Annotated in this window: 16 protein-coding genes; 5 read left to right on the top strand and 11 right to left on the bottom strand. The window is 72.1% G+C overall.

Annotated features, from left to right (window positions below; genetic code table 11):
* Positions 1-6: 6 nt before the first annotated feature.
* The 3 genes from ACGF13_RS03695 to ACGF13_RS03685 all read right to left on the bottom strand — a co-directional run bounded on the left by ACGF13_RS03695 (position 7) and on the right by ACGF13_RS03685 (position 2,877).
* Positions 7-537, bottom strand: coding sequence for a DUF2617 family protein (locus ACGF13_RS03695; RefSeq protein WP_392868556.1), 531 nt, complete (start codon positions 535-537; stop codon positions 7-9).
* A gap of 501 nt (positions 538-1,038) precedes the next feature.
* Positions 1,039-2,199 carry a pyridoxal phosphate-dependent aminotransferase gene (locus tag ACGF13_RS03690; protein ID WP_392868554.1) on the bottom strand — a complete coding sequence of 387 codons (1,161 nt, stop codon included), beginning with the start codon at positions 2,197-2,199 and terminating at the stop codon, positions 1,039-1,041.
* A 120-nt stretch (positions 2,200-2,319) separates the two neighbouring features.
* Positions 2,320-2,877 carry a YbjN domain-containing protein gene (locus ACGF13_RS03685; RefSeq protein WP_392868552.1) on the bottom strand — a complete coding sequence of 186 codons (558 nt, stop codon included), beginning with the start codon at positions 2,875-2,877 and terminating at the stop codon, positions 2,320-2,322.
* Between the two features lie 416 nt (positions 2,878-3,293).
* On the opposite strand from ACGF13_RS03685, the gene ACGF13_RS03680 reads away from it, so the two are divergent.
* The gene (locus tag ACGF13_RS03680; protein ID WP_392868550.1) at positions 3,294-3,575 is read left to right on the top strand and encodes a helix-turn-helix domain-containing protein; all 282 of its coding nucleotides are present in this window, start codon (positions 3,294-3,296) and stop codon (positions 3,573-3,575) included.
* Between the two features lie 107 nt (positions 3,576-3,682).
* Here ACGF13_RS03680 and clpB read toward each other — a convergent pair whose 3' ends face one another.
* Positions 3,683-6,289 carry an ATP-dependent chaperone ClpB gene (gene clpB / locus ACGF13_RS03675; protein ID WP_392868548.1) on the bottom strand — a complete coding sequence of 869 codons (2,607 nt, stop codon included), beginning with the start codon at positions 6,287-6,289 and terminating at the stop codon, positions 3,683-3,685.
* Positions 6,290-6,361: 72 nt separating this feature from the next.
* Entirely contained in the window at positions 6,362-7,294 is a 933-nt protein-coding gene (locus ACGF13_RS03670) for a LysR family transcriptional regulator (RefSeq protein WP_392868546.1), read from the bottom strand.
* 71 nt (positions 7,295-7,365) lie between these two features.
* Between ACGF13_RS03670 and ACGF13_RS03665 the strand changes: the two genes are divergently transcribed.
* From ACGF13_RS03665 to ACGF13_RS03655, 3 genes are all read left to right on the top strand, one after another.
* Positions 7,366-8,481 (top strand): TDT family transporter, encoded by a 1,116-nt coding sequence (locus ACGF13_RS03665; protein WP_392868544.1) that lies wholly within the window; start codon positions 7,366-7,368, stop codon positions 8,479-8,481.
* A gap of 690 nt (positions 8,482-9,171) precedes the next feature.
* Positions 9,172-10,158: a LuxR C-terminal-related transcriptional regulator gene (locus ACGF13_RS03660; protein WP_392868542.1), complete on the top strand. Its 987-nt coding sequence runs from the start codon at positions 9,172-9,174 to the stop codon at positions 10,156-10,158.
* Positions 10,148-11,104, top strand: coding sequence for a LuxR C-terminal-related transcriptional regulator (locus ACGF13_RS03655; RefSeq protein WP_392868540.1), 957 nt, complete (start codon positions 10,148-10,150; stop codon positions 11,102-11,104). Before ACGF13_RS03660 ends, ACGF13_RS03655 begins: the two co-directional genes overlap by 11 nt.
* A gap of 493 nt (positions 11,105-11,597) precedes the next feature.
* Here ACGF13_RS03655 and ACGF13_RS03650 read toward each other — a convergent pair whose 3' ends face one another.
* The 6 genes from ACGF13_RS03650 to dnaK form a co-directional block, all read right to left on the bottom strand.
* Positions 11,598-12,215, bottom strand: a complete 618-nt coding sequence (locus ACGF13_RS03650; protein WP_051709310.1) for a hypothetical protein — start codon at positions 12,213-12,215, stop codon at positions 11,598-11,600.
* A 574-nt stretch (positions 12,216-12,789) separates the two neighbouring features.
* Complete coding sequence (locus ACGF13_RS03645) at positions 12,790-13,782, bottom strand: hypothetical protein (protein ID WP_392868538.1); 993 nt, start codon at positions 13,780-13,782, stop codon at positions 12,790-12,792.
* 193 nt (positions 13,783-13,975) lie between these two features.
* Positions 13,976-14,506 carry a heat shock protein transcriptional repressor HspR gene (locus tag ACGF13_RS03640; RefSeq protein WP_380453079.1) on the bottom strand — a complete coding sequence of 177 codons (531 nt, stop codon included), beginning with the start codon at positions 14,504-14,506 and terminating at the stop codon, positions 13,976-13,978.
* Positions 14,507-14,513: 7 nt separating this feature from the next.
* Positions 14,514-15,677, bottom strand: a complete 1,164-nt coding sequence (gene dnaJ, locus ACGF13_RS03635) for a molecular chaperone DnaJ (RefSeq protein ID WP_392868536.1) — start codon at positions 15,675-15,677, stop codon at positions 14,514-14,516.
* A 223-nt stretch (positions 15,678-15,900) separates the two neighbouring features.
* Entirely contained in the window at positions 15,901-16,518 is a 618-nt protein-coding gene (grpE, locus tag ACGF13_RS03630; RefSeq protein ID WP_392868534.1) for a nucleotide exchange factor GrpE, read from the bottom strand.
* Complete coding sequence (dnaK, locus tag ACGF13_RS03625) at positions 16,515-18,356, bottom strand: molecular chaperone DnaK (protein ID WP_392868532.1); 1,842 nt, start codon at positions 18,354-18,356, stop codon at positions 16,515-16,517. The genes grpE and dnaK overlap by 4 nt, the downstream gene beginning before the upstream one ends.
* A gap of 345 nt (positions 18,357-18,701) precedes the next feature.
* Between dnaK and ACGF13_RS03620 the strand changes: the two genes are divergently transcribed.
* Positions 18,702-20,927, top strand: coding sequence for a (Fe-S)-binding protein (locus tag ACGF13_RS03620; RefSeq protein WP_392868530.1), 2,226 nt, complete (start codon positions 18,702-18,704; stop codon positions 20,925-20,927).
* Positions 20,928-21,226: the final 299 nt, after the last annotated feature.

The raw sequence follows: 21,226 nt of genomic DNA, 5'->3' as shown, positions 1-21,226 counted from the left end.
GGGCGGTCATCCCCCGGACACCACCAGCGAGGAGCGGGTGCACACCAGCTGCCCCTCCTGCGGGTAGGCGTGCCAGGTGCGCCAGAGCAGCCGGTCCGCGCCGCCCTGGGCGACCAGCGCGGTGAAGGCGCTCGGGTCGCCAGGGAAGACCCCGGCGAGGCCGCGCGGGTGCCCCTCGACGAGGGCCAGCAGCTCCTGGGCGCGGGCCGCGAAGTCGTGCGGCGGCAGCGCCTCGATGCGGGCGGCGAACTCGTACTCCCAGCCGCCGACCTGCTTGGCCACCCGGGCCGGCAACGGGGTGCGGCGGCCGGGCAGGCAGGCGACGGTCTCCAGGCACTGGCCGGGGCCCGCGTCGATCACCACCTGGTGGGAGGCGCCCAGCAGGCGCAGCTGGAGGGTGCCGGACGTGCCCGGGCGGCCTCCTCCGTCGAGTCTCAGGTCGCGGACGGCGAGCGCGGGCAGTGGGTCGCCGCCGAGGCACCAGGCGAGGTCACCGGCGCGGGTGTCCGTGTAGGAGGTCTGCAGTGTGGTGAGCATGCTCGGCTCCGCGTTTCAGCTCCGTGCGCGCCCGCCGAGCAGCAGCGACTAGGCCTAGGCGATGGCGAGGCTGTTCGTGGCTGTGCGGCCCTGGGCGCGGCCGACCGTGGAAGGAAGGATTCCGGCTGGAGATTCAGCAGCAGAGAAGCACGAATACGCCGGGTCCGCCGGTGATTTACCCAACTTTGTCAAGCATTCACCGTTTAGAGCACATCTGCTTCCCGGGTCTGATCGAGTCCATGTGCGAGTCTGCACAGCGCGCGCCCCTATCACCGGATCGTGCGCCGTGCGCGCCGGGTGTGCGCTGTTCGGGTGCAGCACACGCCGCCGCCCTCCGGGCGCGGGGCGTGGAGGGCGGCGGGGGAACGCCCGGAGGGGCGGCCAGGATGTCTCGATTGAGGCAAACAGGCAAGCCGATCAAGGAAGTTGATGATCCATCAGAACTGGTGTCAGGTCATGGACGCTTCTGTTCGAAGGGAGTGAAAGGGGGCGTGCGGCCCGTCACAGGCGCCGTAGACGGGTGACGGCCTCCCGAAGAACCTCGTCCTTTTTGCAGAAAGTGAAGCGGACCAGGCTACGGCCGGCGTCCACGTCGTCGTAGAACACCGCGTTCGGAATGGCGACGACGCCGCAACGGCCGGGCAGGGCACGGCAGAACTCGATGCCGTCCTTCTCGCCGAGCGGGGTGATGTCGGTGGTGACGAAGTACGTGCCCTCGGGCGTGAAGGCCCGGAAGCCGGCCGCGCCGAGGCCGTCGACCAGCAGGTCGCGCTTGCGCAGCAGGTCGGCGCGGAGGGTGTCGAAGTAGGCGTCGGGCAGCCGCAGCGCCTCCGCGACGGCGTACTGGAAGGGGCCGGCGCTGACGTAGGTGAGGTACTGCTTCGCGGTGCGCACGGCCGCGACCAGGTCCGGGCTCGCGGTGACCCAGCCGACCTTCCAGCCGGTGAAGGAGAAGGTCTTGCCGGCCGAGGAGATGGTGACGGTGCGCTCGCGCATGCCGGGCAGCGCGGCGATCGGGTGGTGGGTGGTGCCGAACACCAGGTGCTCGTAGACCTCGTCGGTGACGACCAGCAGGTCGTGCTCGACGGCGAGTTCGGCGATGCCGCGCAGTTCCTCGGCGGTGAGGACGGTGCCGGTCGGGTTGTGCGGGGTGTTGATCAGCAGCAGCCGGGTGCGCGGGGTGACCAGCGAGCGCAGCTCGTCGAGGTCGGGGCGGAAGGACGGGGCCCGCAGGGTGAGCGGGACGCGGGTGGCGCCGGCCATCGCGATGCAGGCGGCGTAGGAGTCGTAGAAGGGCTCGAGGGCGATCACCTCGTCGCCGGGCTCCAGCAGGGCCAGCAGGGTGGCGGCGATGGCCTCGGTGGCGCCGGCGGTGACCAGCACCTCGGTGTCCGGGTCGTACGAGAGGCCGTGGAAGCGCTGTTGGTGCTCGGCGATCGCGGTGCGCAGTTCGGGGATGCCGGGGCCGGGCGGGTACTGGTTGCCGCGGCCCTCGCGCAGGGCCCGTACGGCCGCCTCGCGGACCTCCTCGGGCCCGTCGGTGTCCGGGAAGCCCTGGCCGAGGTTGATCGATCCGGTGGCCGTGGCCAGCGCGGACATCTCGGCGAAGACCGTCGTGCCCATCCCGGCCAGTCGGCGGTTCAGCAGTGGCCTGGTACCCATCGGTGGCTCCTCACGGCTCGTCGTCAGGGCCATCCTGGGACAGCCGGGAGCCGGGGACAAGAACGGCCCGCCACCGGCGCGGAGCCGGTGGCGGGCCGGACCGGAGTGCCGGGAGCGGGATCAGGCCTCGTCGGTGCCCTCGGTGCCCTCGCCGTCCTCGCCCTCGATCTCGTTCTGGAGGCCGAGGCGCTCGACGATCCACTGCTCGAAGCCGACCGCGGCCTGGGTCCAGTTGGCGGTGGTGGTGACGAAGTAGTCCAGGTTGACGCCGGTGCCGACGATCATCTGGGCCTCGCCGATCAGGCGGACCACGCCGTCCTCGTGGGTGTGGGTGTACACCTTGGGCCAGAGGGTCTCGCGGTTCCACTCGTCGATCAGGTCGAGGATCTCGCCCTTCTTCTCCAGCGGGTACGCGCGGTCGTAGAAGGCGCGGACCGCGAAGAGCTCCTTCTGCTCGCCGCGGAACATGTAGTAGACGCGGAAGCCCTCCCAGGGGGCGGTGAGGTCGCCCTCCTCGTCCACGACGTGCTTGAGCTGCATCTGGTCCAGCAGCTGGGTGACCAGGGCCTGGTCCGGGACGATGATCGGCGGCGGGCCGGCCGGCCGACCGCCCTGGCCGCCGGGCTGGCCGCCCTGGGGAACGCCGAAGGACGGGATGGACGACGGATCGATGCTCATGGGGGTCCTCTTCCTCAGTGCACGTGGTGGCCGGCAATGAGAGGCCGCCCTTTCCACCTCCCATCCTGCCTCATTCGGGCCTTCGCTCACAGGGGCGCCCGGGGGTGTGTGGATCTTCGTCCGGTGTTCGTCCCCCCGTTCTTCCCGGCGTTCTTTCCCCCCGGTTCTCCCGGGTGCCGTCCGGCGGTTCCGGCGGCGGGTTCAAGGCGTGGTGGTCACGCAGGGTGCGCGGGGCCGGGGCAGGCCGCCCGCGGGGGGCGCGTGAGCCACGTCACGCGCCCGGCGCGCCGGTTCGGCTGCCGCGCCGACCGGTTGCGGTTAGCGTGCGACGGCACTCGCTTCGATCAAATCCCGGCCGGACCGGGGGAGTTGGGCCGTCCTGAGGTGGACTGTCCGGAATTGAGGGGGGAACAGGAGTGGGTGGAGCGGCGACGGGGGACGGCGCATCGCTCGGGGCGCTGCTGCGGAGCATCCGGCTGGACCGGGGCATGACGCAGGAGCAGCTGGGCGAGGCGACCGGGCTGAGCGTGCGGTCGATCAGGGACCTGGAACGGGGGGTCTCCTGCCCGCGGGTGTCCACGCTCCGGCTGCTGACCCAGGCCTGGGGCCTGCCGGACGCCCAGGTGGCCGAGCTGCACCGGCTGGCGCGCAGCCGGCGGGACCGGACGCGGCGGCTGCTGAGGCAGGCGGCGAAGTGACGCCCGCCGGGTGAGGCCGCCCGGGTGACGCCGGGCGCGGAAGCGGAACGGGCCGCCCCCGCCGCCGGAGCGGAGGGAGCGGCCCGTGCGCCGGACGCCCGGCGGTCCTACTTCTCCAGCGGCCCCCGGCCGCGGACGGTGAGGCGGTCGCCCTCCTCGTCCCGCTCGACCACGACGGTGTCCCCGTCGTGCACCGCGCCGGACAGGATCGCCCGGGCGAGCTGGTCGCCGATCGCGGACTGCACCAGCCGGCGCAGCGGGCGGGCGCCGTACGCCGGGTCGTAGCCGGTGAGCGCCAGCCAGTCGCGGGCGGCCTCGGAGACCTCCAGGGTGAGCCGCCGCTCCTGCAGCCGCTCGCCCAGGCGGGCCACCTGGAGGTCGACGATCCGGCTGAGCTCGCCGGTGCCCAGCGGTTCGAAGACCACGATGTCGTCCAGCCGGTTGAGGAACTCCGGCTTGAACGCGGACCGGACGGCGCCCAGCACCAGCTCCCGCTTCTCCGCCTCCGGGGTGACCGGGTCGACCAGGTACTGACTGCCCAGGTTGGAGGTGAGGATCAGGATGGCGTTGCGGAAGTCCACCGTGCGGCCCTGGCCGTCGGTGAGCCGGCCGTCGTCCAGCACCTGGAGCAGGACGTCGAAGACCTCCGGGTGGGCCTTCTCCACCTCGTCCAGCAGGACCACGCTGTACGGGCGGCGGCGGACGGCCTCGGTGAGCTGGCCGCCCTCCTCGTAGCCGACGTACCCGGGCGGGGCGCCGACCAGGCGGGAGACCGAGTGCTTCTCGCCGTACTCGCTCATGTCGATCCGGACCATCGCCCGCTCGTCGTCGAACAGGAAGTCGGCCAGGGCCTTGGCGAGTTCGGTCTTGCCGACGCCGGTCGGGCCGAGGAAGAGGAAGGAGCCGGTCGGGCGGTCCGGGTCGGCGATGCCGGAGCGGGTGCGCCGCACCGCGTCCGAGACGGCCTGCACGGCCTCCTTCTGGCCGATCAGGCGCCTGCCCAACTCATCCTCCATGCGCAGGAGTTTGGCGCTCTCGCCCTCCAGCAGCCGGCCGGCCGGGATGCCCGTCCAGGAGGCGACCACGTCGGCCACGTCGTCCGGGCCGACCTCCTCCTTGACCATCGAGGCGGAGGCGTCCTGGTCGGCGGCGCGCTCCTGGGCGTCGGTGAGCTCCTTCTCGGCGGCCGGGATCTCGGCGTACATCAGCTTGGACGCCCGCTCGAAGTCCCCGTCCCGCTGGGCGCGTTCGAGCGCGCCGTGCAGGTCGTCCAGCCGCTCCTTGAGCTCGCCGACCCGGTTGAGGCTCTTCTTCTCCTGCTCCCAGCGCGCCGTCAGCACGCTCAACTGCTCGTTCCGGTCGGCGAGGTCGCGCCGCAGCCGGGCCAGCCGGTCCACCGAGGCCGGGTCCGACTCCTTCTCCAGGGCGAGCTCCTCCATCCGCAACCGGTCGACGGAGCGCTGGAGTTCGTCGATCTCGACCGGGGAGGAGTCGATCTCCATCCGCAGCCGGGAGGCCGCCTCGTCGACCAGGTCGATCGCCTTGTCGGGCAGGAAGCGGGAGGTGATGTAGCGGTTGGACAGGGTGGCCGCGGCGACCAGGGCGGCGTCCGAGATCTGCACCTTGTGGTGCGCCTCGTACCGGCCCTTGAGCCCGCGCAGGATGGCGATCGAGTCCTCCACGCTGGGCTCGCCGACCAGCACCTGCTGGAAGCGGCGCTCCAGGGCCGGGTCCTTCTCGATCCGCTCGCGGTACTCGTCCAGCGTGGTGGCGCCGACCATCCGCAGCTCGCCGCGGGCCAGCATCGGCTTGAGCATGTTGCCCGCGTCCATCGCGGAGTCGCCGCCGGCGCCCGCGCCGACCATGGTGTGCAGCTCGTCGATGAAGGTGACGACCTGGCCGTCGGAGGACTTGATGTCGTTCAGGACGGCCTTCAGTCGCTCCTCGAACTCGCCGCGGAACTTGGCGCCCGCGACCATCGCGCCGAGGTCCAGCGCGACCAGCCGCTTGCCGCGCAGCGACTCCGGCACGTCGCCGGCCACGATGCGCTGGGCCAGGCCCTCGACCACGGCGGTCTTGCCGACGCCGGGCTCGCCGATCAGCACCGGGTTGTTCTTCGTCCGGCGGGAGAGCACCTGGACTACCCGGCGGATCTCGTGGTCGCGGCCGATCACCGGGTCGAGCTTGCCGTCCCGGGCGGCCTGGGTGAGGTCGGTGCCGTACTTCTCCAGGGCCTTGTAGGTGCCCTCCGGGTCCGGCGAGGTGACCTTGCCGCTGCCCCGGACGTCCTTGAACGCGGCGAGCAGCGCCTTCGGCGTGGCGCCCTGGTGCACCAGCAGCTCGGCCACGGCGCCGCCCTCGGCGGCCAGGCCGACCATCAGGTGCTCGGTGGAGACGTACTGGTCGTCCAGGTCGTCCGCGCGCTTGCCGGCCTCGGTGAGCACCGCGATGGTGTCCCGGGCGAGCTGCGGCGCGGCGACCGTCGAGCCCATCGCGCTGGGCAGCGCGGCGGCCTGGCGGCGGGCCTCGGCGTCGACCCGGGCGACGTCCGCCCCGACCGCCTCCAGCAGGGGCCGGGCGATGCCCTCGGGCTGCTCCAGCAGGGCGATCAGGATGTGCACCGGCCTGACGTCCGGGTTGCCGGCCGCGCCCGCCTGCCGGATCGCGGCGGCCAGGGCGTCCTGCGTCTTGGTGGTGAACTTGCTGGCGTCCACTGCTGGGGGGTCCTCCCTCGTCGTCCTGCACTGCTGCTACGTACAGCATGCACTATGTTGAGTCTATTCCGCTCAACTTTTGCTCGTCGGATTGCGGACGGCCGTCCGCCGGGTCAGCCCCAGCAGCTCCCGGGCCGGTCCGCCCGGCCGCTGCCCGGCCGGCCAGACCGCGCGCAGCGGCCGCCGCAGGTCCAGTTCCCGCGCCAGCGGCACCTCGACCAGCCGCTGGGTGGCCAGCTCCTCCGTCACCGCCAGCTCGCTCAGGCAGACCGGCCCCGCCCCGGTCATCGCCGCCGCCTTCAGCGCGGTGGACGAGGCCAGCTCCATCCGGGGCCGCGCCACGCCCCCGTACGGCCGCAGGGCCGTCTCCAGCACCTCCCGGGTGCCCGAGCCGGGCTCGCGCAGCGTCAGCGGGGTGGCCGCCAGCTCGGCCCCGGTCAGCGGGGCGCGGCGGCGGGCCCAGGGGTGGCCCGGCGCCACCACGACCACCAGCCGGTCCGCCGCCACCACGGCGCCGGCCAGCCCGGGCGGGGTGGACGGGCCCTCGACGAAGCCGAGGTCGGCGTCCCCGGCCAGGACGTGCCCGGCGACCTCCGCCGAGTTCGCCGTCCGCAGCGTCACCGCCGTCCCCGGGCTGGCCTCGGACAGGCTCAGCAGCCAGCCGGGCATCAGGTACTCGGCGACGGTCAGGCTGGCCACCACCCGCAGCTTGGCGTCCCGCCGCTCGCGCAGCGCGTCGATCCCGGCGTCCAGCGCCTGCGCCGCCTCCACCACCTGCCGGGCCCACTCGACCACCAGTCGGCCCGCCTCGGTCGGCCGGCTGCCCCGGGGTGAGCGGTCCAGCAGCGGGACGCCGATCTGCCGCTCCATGCCCTTGATCCGGGCGCTGGCGGTCGGCTGGCTGACGCCCAGCTCGGCCGCCGCCCGTCCGACGCTGCCCAGCCGGGCCACCGCGAGCAGCAGTTCCAGGGCGCCGAGTTCGGGGACGTGCGAGGAGAGAGCCATAGGTTCAGGCTATGCCCCCATAGAATCCCCGGCGCTACCGGCCGCCCGGCCCACCGGCGACGGTAGGGGACATGTCCACTTTGGCCGGTATCCGCCCCCTCGCCCGCCCCGCCGCCGTCCGCCCCCGGCCGGACCTCGCCCAGCTCGGCCCCAACTGGTACGCCGCCGTGATGGGCACCGCGATCCTGGCGAACGGCGCCGCCGTCCTCCCGGTGCGGCTGCCCGGGCTGACCGGCTTCGGCGAGGTGATGTGGGCGCTCGCGCTGGCCGCCCTGCTGGTGCTGGTCGGGGCCCGGCTGGTCCACCTCACCCGGCACCGCGAGGCGGCCCGCGCCCAGCTGCTGGACAACCCGGCCACCGCGGTCTTCTACGGCTGCCCGCCGATGGCGCTGCTGGCGGTCGGGCTGGGCACCCTGCTGCTCGGCTCCCGGGTCATCGGCACCGGCCCGGCGGTCGCCCTGGACGCGGTGCTGTGGACCCTCGGCACGGTGTACGCGCTCGCGGTGGCCGGCGGCATCCCGTACCTGATGATCACCCGGCACCCGGTCTCCGCCCTGGAGGCCAACCCGACCTGGCTGCTGCCGGTCGTCGCCCCGCTGGTCGCCTCCGCCTGCGGTCCCGCGCTCGTCCCCCACCTGCCGGCCGGGACGCCCCAGCAGGCCATGCTGTACGGCTGCTGGGCGCTGTTCGGGGTCGGCCTGCTGGCCACCCTGGTGCTGCTGCCGGTGGTGTTCACCGGGCTGTTCCACAGCAAGCTGCCCGCCCTGGCGCTCACCCCCTCGCTGTTCCTGGTGCTCGGCCCGCTCGGCCAGTCCGTCACCGCGGTCCACCAGCTCGCCGACGCCGCCCGCCCGGTGCTGCCCGCGCTGGCGCCCGCCATGGTCGACCTCGCCGAGCTGTACGGGGTGGCGGTGATCGGCGTCGCGATGCTCTGGCTGGCCGTCGCGCTCACCGCCAACCTGCGCGCCCGGCGGGCCGGAATGCCGTTCGCGATGACCTGGTGGGCGTACACCTTCCCGGTCGGCACCTGCGTCACCGGCGCCTCGGCGCTCGCCCGGCACACCGGCTTCGCGGGCTTCAGTGGGCTGGCCCTCGGCCTCTACCTGCTGCTGGCGCTCGCCTGGGTGCTCGCCGCGGGCGGCACCGCGGCCGGGCTGGCCCGGGGCCGGCTGCTGGGGCGGGTCTGACGGCCGGGCCGGGTCCGACACCTCCCGCCGCCGCGCCCCGACGCGCGCCCCGACGCACGGCCCGGGAACACGCCGCCGGTGCAGGAACGTGCACCGCCGGGGCACCGCGCGCGGCCGCCCGGCGCGGCCGCCGGGGGCGCCGGCACCCCTCACCGGCCGTGGTTCCCACCGGAGTCCGCCCCGCCGCCCGAGGCGCCGCACCCGGGCCGGCTGCAGATAGCTGCAATTGCGCGAACCTGCACTCGGGCGGCACTTGTTCACCGGCCGTCACGCTGTGAGGGTGGAGGCACGCCAAGTCGTCCGGGCAACCGCAGCCCGATGACGGCGGCTGGCTCTTCATACTGACCGCCGACGCGACTCGCGCACCGGCGGAACGGGGGGGAAGAGCACCGGACCGGGGTTCATGTGTGGTGATGGCCCCCGGACCGGACCCGTCGAGGCGTTGCTGCTCCGCCTCGACGGGAGCGCTTGGGCTTGGCGTACCGATGGCGGCCCCCGGACGAACCGGCGTGCGACGGCACCCGGCCCGGGGGCCCGCCGCACCAACCGGTACCGTGACCGCCGGTTCCATGATCACGCCGTACCGGCCCACCGGTACCGCGGGCCCGCCCGGCCCGCCGGTGCCACGGCCCGCGCGGCGGGGAGCACGGGCAGTACCAGGGGACAGGCGTCCGGCAGGGAGAGTGCGACGTGACGGGGGACCCGGCGGTCACACCGCACCACGGGCCGGTGGGCGAGGAACCCGACGAGGCCGCCCGGCAGCTCTACCTGGCCATCATCGCCGAGGGCGGCCGCGTCCCCACCGCCGAGGTCGCGGACGTCGACCGGGACGCGCTGCAACAGCTCATCGACATCGGCCTGTTGATGGTCAACCGGATGGACCGCTGCTTCACCGCGGTCAGCCCGCGCTCGGTCAGCGACCGCCTCGGCGCCGAACTGCGCAGCGAGGCCACCCGGCTGCTGGTCCGCGCGGAGAACCTCCCGGGCGCCCTGGACGGCCTCACCCGGGCCTACGACGCGATGCCCCGCCCGACCGACCGGGCCGGCGCCGCCGTGCACGTCGAGGGGCACGTCCACATCCGCCAGCGGATCTCCCAGCTGGTCTCCGACTGCCGCTCCGAGGTGCTCACCGCGCAGCCCGGCCACCGGCCCGCCGACACCCTCCAGGTCGCCCTCCTCCAGGACGTCCAACTGCTGCAGCGCGGCTGCTCGTTGCGCACCATCTACCAGCCGGTCGCGTTCGCCGACCCGCCCGCGCTCGCCTACGCCGAGGAGGTCACCCGGCACGGCTCGCTCATCCGCGTGCTCGACGAGCCCTTCCAGCGGCTGATCGTCTTCGACCGCTCCGTCGCCGTGATCTCCGCCAACGACGACAACAGCACCGCCGCCTTCATCACCGACCCGGCCACCATCACCTACCTGGTCGGCGGCTTCGAACGCGACTGGGCCCGCGCCGACACCGCCGGGGCCGCCCTCGGCCAGGCACCAGCCCGCACCATCCCCGACCGGGTCGGCCGGCTGCTCGCCCGCGGCCTCACCCAGCGGGCCGTCGCCACCCGGCTGGGCCTGAGCGAGCGCACCGTCGCCGCCCACATCTCCCGGCTGCGCGACCGCTACGGCGCGCAGACCCTCTTCCAGCTCGGCTGGCTGATGCGAGGCGCCCGCGATGACCGATGAACCGGGCCCGGCCGAGCGGGCCCTCTACCTCGCCGCCGTCCGGGGTGGCGGCCGGCTGCGCCCGGACGACCTCGCCCCCGCCGACCGCCCGGCCCTGGCCGCGCTCGTCGCCCGCGGCCTGCTCACCCCCACCGCCACCGGCTGGACCGCCGCCGGTCCGCGCGCCCTCGGCGACCGGATCGGCGTCGAACTGCGCACCCGCGCCCTGCGGCTGCTGCGGCACGCCGAGCGGCTCCCGGCCACCTTCGGCCCGCTGGCCCGCGCCTACGACGAGGCCCGCCACCCGGTCGGGGCACCGCCCCCGGGCCCCTCGGCCGCGCGTCCCAGGACCGGCGCCGTCCTCGACGCCGCCGAGGTCCGCGGGCGGATCAGCGAGCTCGTCTCGGAGTGCCGCGAGGAGGTGCTGGCCGCCCAGCCGGGGCTGCGTCCGCTCGAAGGGCTCCGGATGGCCCTCGCCCAGGACCTCTCGCTGCTCCGCCGCGGCTGCGCGCTGCGCACCGTCTACCAGTCGGTCACCCTCGCCGACCCCGCCGTGCGGAGCCAGGTGGCCCTGCGCACCGGACAGGGCGCCCAGGTCCGGGTCCTCGCCGAACCGTACGAGCGGGTGCTGGTCTTCGACCGGGTGGTGGCCGTCATCCCCGCCGCCGAGGACCGCAACCGGGCCGTCTTCCTCACCGACCCCACCACCGTCGCCTACCTGGTGGCCCAGTTCGAACGCGACTGGGCCCGCGCCGCCCCCGCCGACGGCCACCTCGATCCGCCGCCCGTCACCACCGTCCGGATCGGCCGGCTGCTCGCCCGCGGCCTCACCCAACGGGCCGTCGCCACCCGGCTGGGCGTCAGCGAGCGCACCGTCGCCGCCCACATCGCCCGGCTGCGCGACCGCTACGGTGCCCGTACCCTCTTCCACCTCGGCTGGCAGCTGCGGGGCGAGCACCGTGACTGACCCCGCCGCCACCGCGCTCCGCGCCGCCCACCTGCCGGATCCGCCGGAGGGCCTCGCCCGGGCCCACGACGCGGCGCCGGCCGCGGCGGCGGGCTCGCGGATCCGGGTCCTCGGCGCCGGCTCCGGCCGGACGCCGGTCCTCGACCGCGCCGTCGCCGTGATCCCGGCGACCCCGGACGACGGGGTCGCCGCCATGGTGGCGGATCCGGCGGCGGTCACGTACCTGCTGGGCGTCTTCGAGCGGCGTCGGCGGCAGGCCCAAGTCGTGGACCGGGCCGCGCTGTTCGACGGTGCGAGGGTGCCCGCCGCCCGCGAGGAGGCCGGACGGCCGCACGCCCGGGGGCTCACGCAGCGGGCGATCGCAGGCCGGACGGGGCTGGGCGGACGCACCGTCGCCGGTCACCTCGCCCGGCTGCGTGAGCCGTACGACGCGGAGGCGCTGTTCCGAGCGGGCCGGCGGACACGGGGAGCCAGGCCGGGACGTGACGGTCGCTCAGCCGGTGGCGGCGCCGGTCGGCCAGTAGCCGGGGACCGGGGGCTGCTGCCGGGGGACGTTGAACTGCTCGCCGGGGGCGGTCCAGAAGCCCTCGCGCAGGGAGAGCGCCATGCCCGCCCAGTCGAGCGCGGTCTCGACCGTGTGGTTGAGGGCCTCCTGCGACCAGGTGTCGTCGAAGACCAGCGGCAGGACGGGGGCGACCTGCTCGATGGTGGCGATCAGCGGGTTGTGGGTGATGGCCTCGTCGACCAGGAGGACGATCGGCTTGCGCAGCGCCGACGCCCAGCCGAGCTCCAGGCTCACGCCGGCCGAGAGGGGGGCCCCGACGTAGGCGAACACGAGGTCGGCGGACTGGAGGGCGCGGAAGTCGGAGGGGACGCGGGGCTCCGGCGCGCGACCGGAGATGGTCCAGGCGTCGCTGTGGTGCGCGCTGTACACGGCGGCACCGCTGCGCAGCAGGGTGGTGCGGAGCGTCGTCAGCCGCGTCCGGCTGGCGAGCGTCACCACACTGTCGGCCGGCCCGGTCAGTCGCATCAGCGGGGCGGCCAGGAACACACGTGCACGCCGACCCTCAGGGGCCTGGCTGTCGTGGTGACGCAGGTAGGGCTCGGTCATGTCGACTCCGGGGAAAGGCCGACCGGGTGGTGATGTGGTGCCGGCGGGCGCTGAGGACAGTGGCTTTTGAGTCTGCGAGCGGAAGAGATCCGGCAGATATTTGACGGTACAGCGGCAAGTTCGCTATCTGTGCTGGACCATTGGGAGCGAACTGATCGTCTATCAGCGCGCGCGGCCGCGTCCAGCGTCCCGCCCTGTCATCTGGATGCCTGGCAGAGAGATGACGCTCCGGCCGGGGGGAGTGGGGATGGCACTCTCGCGGAAGGTGCGGCATCATGTGGACGCCAGTGCTATTGATTCGGTCCTAGGTGTTCGAGAGTTTGGAGGGTGGGTCCGTGTCTCTGCGTCGACTCGTCTGCAAGGCTGCGCTTCCGATCCTCATCGGCATGGCGGTTCTGACCGGAGTCTCCTTCGCGTCCGACAGTGGGCACGCGGCTGTGAGCACCAGTGCGCTGACGGCTGTTGCCGACGACCTGCACTGGGGCTGAAATCCGGCCGTACGGCTCGATCGGGACGGGGCGGGCGTGAAGGCTGAGCCTTTCGCGCCGGGTGGGGCGGGATTCGGCGGCCGCCCTCAGCCCAGTTCCGGTCTCGTCGACCGGCCGAGCGCGTAGCCCAGCTGGAAGAGGGAGTCGACGTGGTACTCCTCCCTCAGTTCCGCGATGTGGCGCGCCAGGGTGCGCTCACTGATGCCCAGCCGTCGTGCGATGACCCGGTGGTTCGTCCCGGCGAGCATCAGGTCGATGATCGTCTGGCGCAGTCTGGAGACCACTTGTTGGGGGACGGAACGGTCCCCGTCGAATTCCAGGGCCCGGTTCCAGCTCCGCTCGAAGACCTCCTCGATGAGGAAGCTGACGATGGCCGGATCGTGGATGAACGCGGCCAGGTCGTCGTCCACCACCGGGATCACGGCCAGCTTGCGGTCCACGATGATCAGCCGGGCGTACGGCTCGTCCAGGGTGCGGAACTGCCACCCTTCCTCGGTCAGCTTCGCGACGTAGTCCCGGGTCGCCTGGTGGTAGCGGGTGCTCGCGTTGTAAATGGTGCGCATCGACGCGCCGTGGCGGAGAATCTCCAGGTCGCGCGCCAGGAAAGACGTCAGCATTTCCGCCGGGCGGGGTCCGCCGGGCTGCATGGACAGGCCTTCCGTGACTCCCGCGGCGGCCGACTGCTGAAGTCTCTGATTTATCCGCGCTTTCCCGTGGATGTATTCGATGGCCCCACCCGTCGTGTCGGGGGCGTGAAATGCCTCGGCGAGTTCACTGAGGTCGCCGGGCAGCGATACCGCTCTGGAGAGCAGATCGAGGGCCTGACGCTGCCAGGTGGAACTCAGACTGTCGGCGAGTTGGGCCGGATCGACCGCGAGCAAAGCGCCCGGTTCGTCGCTGTCGGGTATGAGCAGTCCGAGTTTCAACAATTCATCGAGGGCCGGGACACCGGCGGCCGGACACGCGCTCCGGGAGAGACGACCGTTCTCGTTGACGGCCTGCAGGTAGAGCTTTCGGGCGTCCTCGGACAGGACGCGCGATCCGCCGAATGCAGCCCCCGCGTGCTCTCGCCCACTCATCTCGGCTCCTAGTGTTGACCGGGAAGTAGTCAACGCGACTGTCGTCTTCTGTGGCAAGAATCCTAGGTGGCGCTGACCGGGTGCCTTGCCGCCCGCAGATCGACCGTGCCGGCCCGATAGAGCACTCTCTCACCAACACCGAGCCGCCGGCACCCCCCGAGAGGAGGGACCGGCGGCCGGTGGATGCGTCAGGTCAGCGCTTGGGACGCCAGACGACGAGCGCGCTGGACTGCGGGGTGGGGGGCTGGTACGGGACGAGGTCGCGGCGGTAGGACGCGTGGACGGCGGCCTCGCGCTGCTGGAGGGCGGTGGCGGCGCCTTCCAGCGAGTCGACCAGCTCCGCGACGCGGGACCGGAGGGCGGTGACCTGGTTCTCCAGCTCGATGATCCGCTTGATCCCCGCCAGGTTGATGCCCTCGTCCTGGGAGAGCCGCTGGACCTCGCGCAGCTGCTGGATGTCGCGCGCGGAGTAGCGGCGGCCCCGGCCGGCGGTGCGGTCGGGGCAGACCAGGCCGAGGCGGTCGTACTGGCGCAGGGTCTGCGGGTGCAGACCGGACAGTTCGGCGGCCACGGAGATGACGTACACCGGGGTGTCCTCGGTGAGCACGTACGTCGGCGGGGCCGCGGCGGCCCGGCGGGTGCGGCGGGCGCCGGCGCCGGGCAGGCCCTCGCCGAGGCCGGGGCCGATCGGGGTGTCGGGGTCGATCGGGTTCATCGGGGACATCTGGTCGTCACGCTCCCTTCGCCGCCCTGAACAGGTCGGCTCGCGGATCGTCGGAGGCGGTGGCCTCGCGGTACTGCTCCAGGGCGCTCAGCGCGTCGCCGGTGACGTGCTGCGGCACCACGACCTCGACGGTGACGAGGAGGTCGCCGCGGGTGCCGTCCTTGCGGGTGGCGCCCTTGCCGCGGGCGCGCATGGTGAGGCCGTTGGCGCTGCCCGGGGGCAGCTTGAGCTTCACGGCCGGGCCGTTCAGCGTGGGCACCTCGATGGTGGCGCCGAGCGCCGCCTCGGGGAAGGCGACCGGGACGGTGACGGTGAGGTTGTCGCCCTTGCGGCCGAACACCGGGTGCGGGTCGACGTGCACGGTGACGTAGAGGTCGCCGGGCTGCCCGCCGCGCTCGCCCTGGGCGCCCTTGCCCTTGAGCCGGATGCGCTGGTCGGCCTGGACGCCGGCCGGGATCCGGACCTGCATGGTGCGGGCCGAGCTGGCGCGGCCGCTGCCGTGGCAGTCGGGGCACGGGTCGTCGACGATCATGCCCCGGCCGCGGCAGTCCTTGCACGGCTCGGAGAGCGCGAAGGCGCCCTGGCCGCGGCTGACGGTGCCCGCGCCGACGCAGGTCGGACAGACCCGCGGGGTGGTGCCGGCCTTGGCCCCGGTGCCGTTGCAGCCGCGGCAGGGGGCCTGGCTGGTCATCCGCAGCGGGACGGTCGCGCCGTCCACCGCCTCCTCGAAGGAGAGCGTCACCTCGGTCTCGACGTCGGCGCCGCGCCGGGGCTGGGCCTGGCGGGTGCCGCCGCGGTTGAAGAGGCCGCCGAAGACGTCCCCGAGGCCGCCGCCACCGCCACCGCCGGCGCCCTGGCTGCCGCTGAAGAGGTCGCCGAAGTCGAAGCTGTAGCTGCCCGTGCCGCCGGGGCCGCCGGCCCGGAAGCCGCCGTTGGCGAAGAGGCTGCGGGCCTCGTCGTACTCCTTGCGGCGCTTCTCGTCGGAGAGGACGTCGTACGCCTCGGAGATGTCCTTGAACCGCTCCTCGGACTTGGCGTCACCCTTGTTGGCGTCGGGGTGGAACTCGCGCGCGAGCTTGCGGTAGGTCTTCTTGATCTCGGTGGCGGTGGCGTCCTTGGGCACGCCGAGGACCTTGTAGTAGTCCTTCTCGACAAAGTCCTTGCCACTCATGCGTCCACCTCGCTGTGCTCGGCAGCCGCTGAGCGGTTCACGCGCCTCTCGATTGTTCGCTCGCTGCGCTCGCTCACGGCTCCCGCCACCTCCCGAGTTCCATCGTCACAGAGCTGTCAACAGCCGCTGGGTGTACGACCGTTGACAGAGCGCTGCGGAGCCGGCCGCCGTACTGGCCGGCGTACGACTCCGCAGCGCACTGGTTGTCAGCTGTCACAGGTTGTCAGCTGTCCGAGCCACCGTCGGACTTGTCCTTGTCGGTGGACTTCGCCTCGGCGCCCGGGGACGCCTGGCTGCCGGGCTGGGGCTCGGCGACGGCCACCATCGCCGGGCGGATGATCCGCTCGCCGATGCGGTAGCCGGGCTGGAGGACCTGCACGCAGGTGTCCTCGGTGACGTCCGAGGAGTAGCTGTGCATCAGTGCCTCGTGCATGGTCGGGTCGAAGGGCTCGCCCTCCTTGCCGAACTGCTGCAGGCCCAGCTTGGCGACGACCGTCTCCAGCGACTCGGCGACGGACTTGAAGCCGCCCGTGACCTCGCCGTGCTCGCGGGCGCGGCCGATGTCGTCCAGGACCGGGATCAGCGACTCCAGGATGTTGGAGACGGCGATCTCGCGGACGGTCAGCCGGTCGCGCTCGACCCGCTTGCGGTAGTTCTGGTACTCGGCCTGGAGGCGCTGGAGGTCGCCGGTGCGCTCGGCGAGCTCCCGCTTGGCGGTGGCGAGCTCCTCCGAACCGGAGTCCCCGGAGCCGGCCGCGGCGGCCTCCTCGGCAGCCTTGATCACGGCCTCTTCGGCGGCGGAGTCGTCGCCGGGCTTGCCGCCCTGCGGCTTGTCCGTCATGCCGCACCGCCCTTGGGCTTCTCGTCGTCCACGATCTCGGCGTCGACGACGTCGTCGTCCTTGGCCTGGGCGGAGTCACCGGAGGCGGCGGCACCGGCGGTGGCGTCGGCGTTGGCGTACAGCGCCTGGCCGAGCTTCTGCGCGGTGGTGGAGACCTTCTCCGAGGCCTCGCGGATCTTCGCGATGTCCTCGCCCTTCAGGGCCTCCTTGAGCTCGCCGATGGCGGTCTCGACCTCGGTCTTGACGTCGCCCGGCAGCTTGTCGGCGTTGTCGGCGATGAACTTCTCGGTCGAGTAGACGAGCTGCTCGGCGGAGTTGCGCGTCTCGACGGCCTCGCGGCGCTTGTGGTCGTCCTCGGCGTACTGCTCGGCCTCGCGGCGCATGCGGTCGACCTCGTCCTTCGGCAGCGAGGAGCCGCCGGTGACGGTCATCTTCTGCTCCTTGCCGGTGCCGAGGTCCTTGGCACCGACGTGCATGATGCCGTTGGCGTCGATGTCGAAGGTGACCTCGATCTGCGGCAGGCCGCGCGGCGCCGGCGGCAGGCCGGTCAGCTCGAACATGCCGAGCTTCTTGTTGTACGCGGCGATCTCGCGCTCGCCCTGGTAGACCTGGATCTGCACGGACGGCTGGTTGTCCTCGGCCGTGGTGAAGATCTCGGAGCGCTTGGTCGGGATCGTGGTGTTGCGCTCGATCAGCTTGGTCATGATGCCGCCCTTGGTCTCGATGCCGAGGGACAGCGGGGTGACGTCGAGCAGCAGGACGTCCTTGACCTCGCCCTTCAGGACACCGGCCTGGAGCGCGGCGCCGATGGCGACGACCTCGTCCGGGTTGACGCCCTTGTTGGCGTCCTGGCCGCCGGTCAGCTCCTTGACGAGCTCGGCGACGGCCGGCATGCGGGTCGAGCCACCGACCAGGACGACGTGGTCGATCTCGGAGAGCGAGATGCCGGCGTCCTTGATCACGTTGTGGAACGGGACCTTGCAGCGCTCCAGCAGGTCCGTGGTCAGCTGCTGGAACTGGGCGCGGGTGAGCTTCTCGTCCAGGTGCAGCGGGCCCTCGGCGGAGGCCGTGATGTACGGCAGGTTGATCGAGGTCTCGGAGGACGAGGACAGCTCGATCTTCGCCTTCTCGGCGGCCTCGCGCAGACGCTGGAGGGCCATCTTGTCCTTGGACAGGTCGACGCCGTGGCCGGCCTGGAAGACCTTGACCAGGTGGTCGACGACGCGCTGGTCCCAGTCGTCACCACCGAGGTGGTTGTCACCGTTGGTGGCCTTCACCTCGACGACCCCGTCGCCGATCTCCAGCAGGGAGACGTCGAAGGTGCCACCGCCGAGGTCGAAGACCAGGATGGTCTGGTCGTCCTTGTCGAGGCCGTACGCGAGGGCGGCCGCGGTCGGCTCGTTGACGATGCGCAGGACGTTCAGGCCCGCGATCTCGCCGGCCTCCTTGGTGGCCTGGCGCTCGGAGTCGTTGAAGTACGCCGGGACGGTGATGACGGCGTCGGTGACGGTCTCGCCCAGGTACGCCTCGGCGTCACGCTTCAGCTTCTGCAGCACGAAGGCCGAGATCTGCTGGGGGTTGAAGTCCTTGCCGTCGATGTTGATCTTCCACCCGGTGCCCATGTGGCGCTTCACCGAGCGGATGGTGCGGTCGACGTTGGTGACCGCCTGGCGCTTGGCCACCTCGCCGACGAGGACCTCGCCGTTCTTGGCGAAGGCGACGACGGACGGCGTGGTCCGCGCACCCTCGGCGTTCGTGATGACGGTGGGCTCGCCACCCTCCAGAACGCTGACGACCGAGTTCGTCGTACCGAGGTCGATGCCGACCGCGCGTGCCATCGTAGATACCTCCACGGAAGAGTTGAGCTTTACGGGCTCAAGGATGCACGACCCGATGGGCGGCGTCAACAGGTATGAGTGCGAGCCGCTCAAGTTTGCTGAGCCGAAGGTTCGGTCGAGGGCTCGGAGGTGGGCCCCGAGCCCCTCGGGAGCCCCCGCCACGCCGTGGCGGGGGGTGCGCCCACGTGACTGTCGCCATAGCTTGGGAATCTTCTGGAGAACTGTTGCCCACCGGTAATGTCCGGGCCGTCGGCCCGGCAAGTTACCGACCAGTACACTCAGTTCCAAAGACCCTGAGAACCGCAGAGCCTGCTCAACCGCAAAGCCGCAGGAGACGGAGAGCCGATGCAGCTAGCAGCGATCGTCATCTCGCTGGTCACATTCGTGATCGGCACCGCGCTCGCCGCCCGTGCGGCGCTGTACATCTACAAGGTGGTCCGCACCGGTGCGGACGACTCCACCCGCTTCGGGCAGCCCGCCCTGCGGGTGAAGACCGTCGCGACCGAGTTCGTCGGCCACACCAGGATGAACCGCTGGGGGGTCGTCGGCGTCGCCCACTGGTTCGTCGCGGTCGGCTTCTTCAGCCTGGTGCTCACCCTGGTCAACGCCTTCGGCCAGCTCTTCGACGCCGACTTCGCGCTGCCGATCATCGGTCGCTGGATGATCTGGCAGCTCTTCGTCGAGCTGATCGGCACCCTGACCACGCTGGGCATCCTGGTCCTGATCGTGATCCGGCTGATGAGCCTGCCGTCCAGGTCCGGCCGCAAGTCCCGGTTCGCCGGCTCGATCGCCTGGCAGGCCTTCTACGTCGAGTACACGATCCTCGGCATCGGCATCTGCATCCTGATGCTGCGCGGCCTGGAAGGCGCCCTGGAGAACGTCGACTCGTACGGGCCGGAGCACCTGGTCTCGTACCCGCTGGTCTCCGCGTTCAGCGGCGTGGCGCACGGCACGCTGGAGAACCTGATCTACCTGTTCGCGATGCTGAAGATCTCCATCTCGTTCGCGTGGGCGATCACCATCGGCCTCAACCCCTCGATGGGCGTGGCCTGGCACCGCTTCCTCGGCTTCTTCAACATCTACTTCAAGCGCGAGGAGGACGGCGGCACCGCGCTCGGCGCCCTCCGTCCGATGACCAGCAACGGTCAGCCGATCGACTTCGAGGACCCGGCCGACGACGCCGTCTTCGGCGTCTCCCAGGTCGAGCACTTCTCCTGGAAGGGCATCCTCGACTTCTCCACCTGCACCGAGTGCGGCCGCTGCCAGTCGCAGTGCCCGGCCTGGAACACCGGCAAGCCGCTCTCGCCGAAGCTGCTGATCATGAGCCTGCGCGAGCACGCCTACGGCAAGGCGCCGTACCTGCTGGCCGGCGGCGGCAAGGACATGGAGGGGGAGGAGAAGGCCACCTCCGAGCAGCTCAAGGACGTCCCGGCGGCCGCCCTGGCCGAGGCCGAGCGCCCGCTGATCGGCACCGCCGAGGAGAACGGCGTCATCGACCCGGACGTGCTGTGGTCCTGCACCACCTGCGGCGCCTGCGTCGAGCAGTGCCCGGTCGACATCGAGCACATCGACCACATCGTCGACATGCGCCGCTACCAGGTGATGATCGAGTCCTCGTTCCCGACCGAGGCCGGGACGATGCTCAAGAACCTGGAGAACAAGGGCAACCCGTGGGGCATGGCCACCAAGGCCCGCCTGGACTGGGTCAAGGAGCTCAAGAAGGAGACCGGCATCGAGGTGCCGGTGATCGGCGAGGACATCGACCCCGCCGAGGTCGAGTACCTCTACTGGGTCGGCTGCGCCGGCGCCCTGGAGGACCGCGCCAAGAAGACCACCAAGGCCTTCGCCGAGCTGCTGCACACCGCGGGCGTGAAGTTCGCGATCCTCGGCAAGGAGGAGTCCTGCACCGGTGACTCCGCCCGCCGCCTGGGCAACGAGTTCCTGTTCCAGATGCTCGGCGCGCAGAACGTGGAGACGCTGAACGCGGCCCTGGAGGACGCCCCGGTCAAGCGGATCGTGGCCACCTGCCCGCACTGCTTCAACACCATCGCCAACGAGTACCCGCAGCTGGGCGGCCACTTCGAGGTCATCCACCACACCCAGCTGCTGCAGCACCTGATCGACGAGGGCAAGCTCGTCCCGGTCAACCCGGTCGAGGGCCTGATCACCTACCACGACCCCTGCTACCTGGGCCGCCACAACAAGGTCTACAGCCCGCCGCGCGAGATCATGGACAAGGTCCCCGGTCTGCGCCAGCAGGAGATGCACCGGCACAAGGAGCGCGGCTTCTGCTGCGGCGCCGGCGGTGCCCGGATGTGGATGGAGGAGCGCATCGGCAAGCGGATCAACACCGAGCGCGTGGACGAGGCGCTGTCGCTCAACCCGGACATCGTCTCCACCGCCTGCCCGTTCTGCCTGGTGATGCTCTCCGACTCGGTCAACGGCAAGAAGAACGAGGGCGCGGCCAAGGAGCACCTGAAGGTGGTCGACGTGGCCCAGCTGCTGCTCGACTCGGTGAAGGCCCAACCGCCGGCCGGGAGCGAGGAGCAGCCCGCGACGGTGGACGCGTAACAGCCGCCGCAGAGCCCGCTGTTCGACAGTTCTGCTACAACTGCCCGGCCCGGTGGACGCCGTGAACGCGCCCGCCGGGCCGGGCTTTCGGTTGGCGCGGACGGCCCGCGCGGGTACGGCGGGCGTACGGCGGGTGACGGCAATCGCACAGGCGCCGGACGGGCATTCGGTCGGAAGCAAATACAGTAGGCCCGGACCGGCTTCGCGCCGGTCCACCCGTTCCGGACGGAAGCCCCGGACGGGTGGCGACCCGCGCCGGCCGGACGGCCGGGTCCAGACCGACGACGAGGTGTCGGCCC

It is taken from the genome of Kitasatospora sp. NPDC048286 (assembly GCF_043201735.1).
Lineage (GTDB): Bacteria > Actinomycetota > Actinomycetes > Streptomycetales > Streptomycetaceae > Kitasatospora.
Note: the sequence above shows the minus strand (reverse complement) of the source record. Positions and strands in the feature narration are given on the sequence as shown.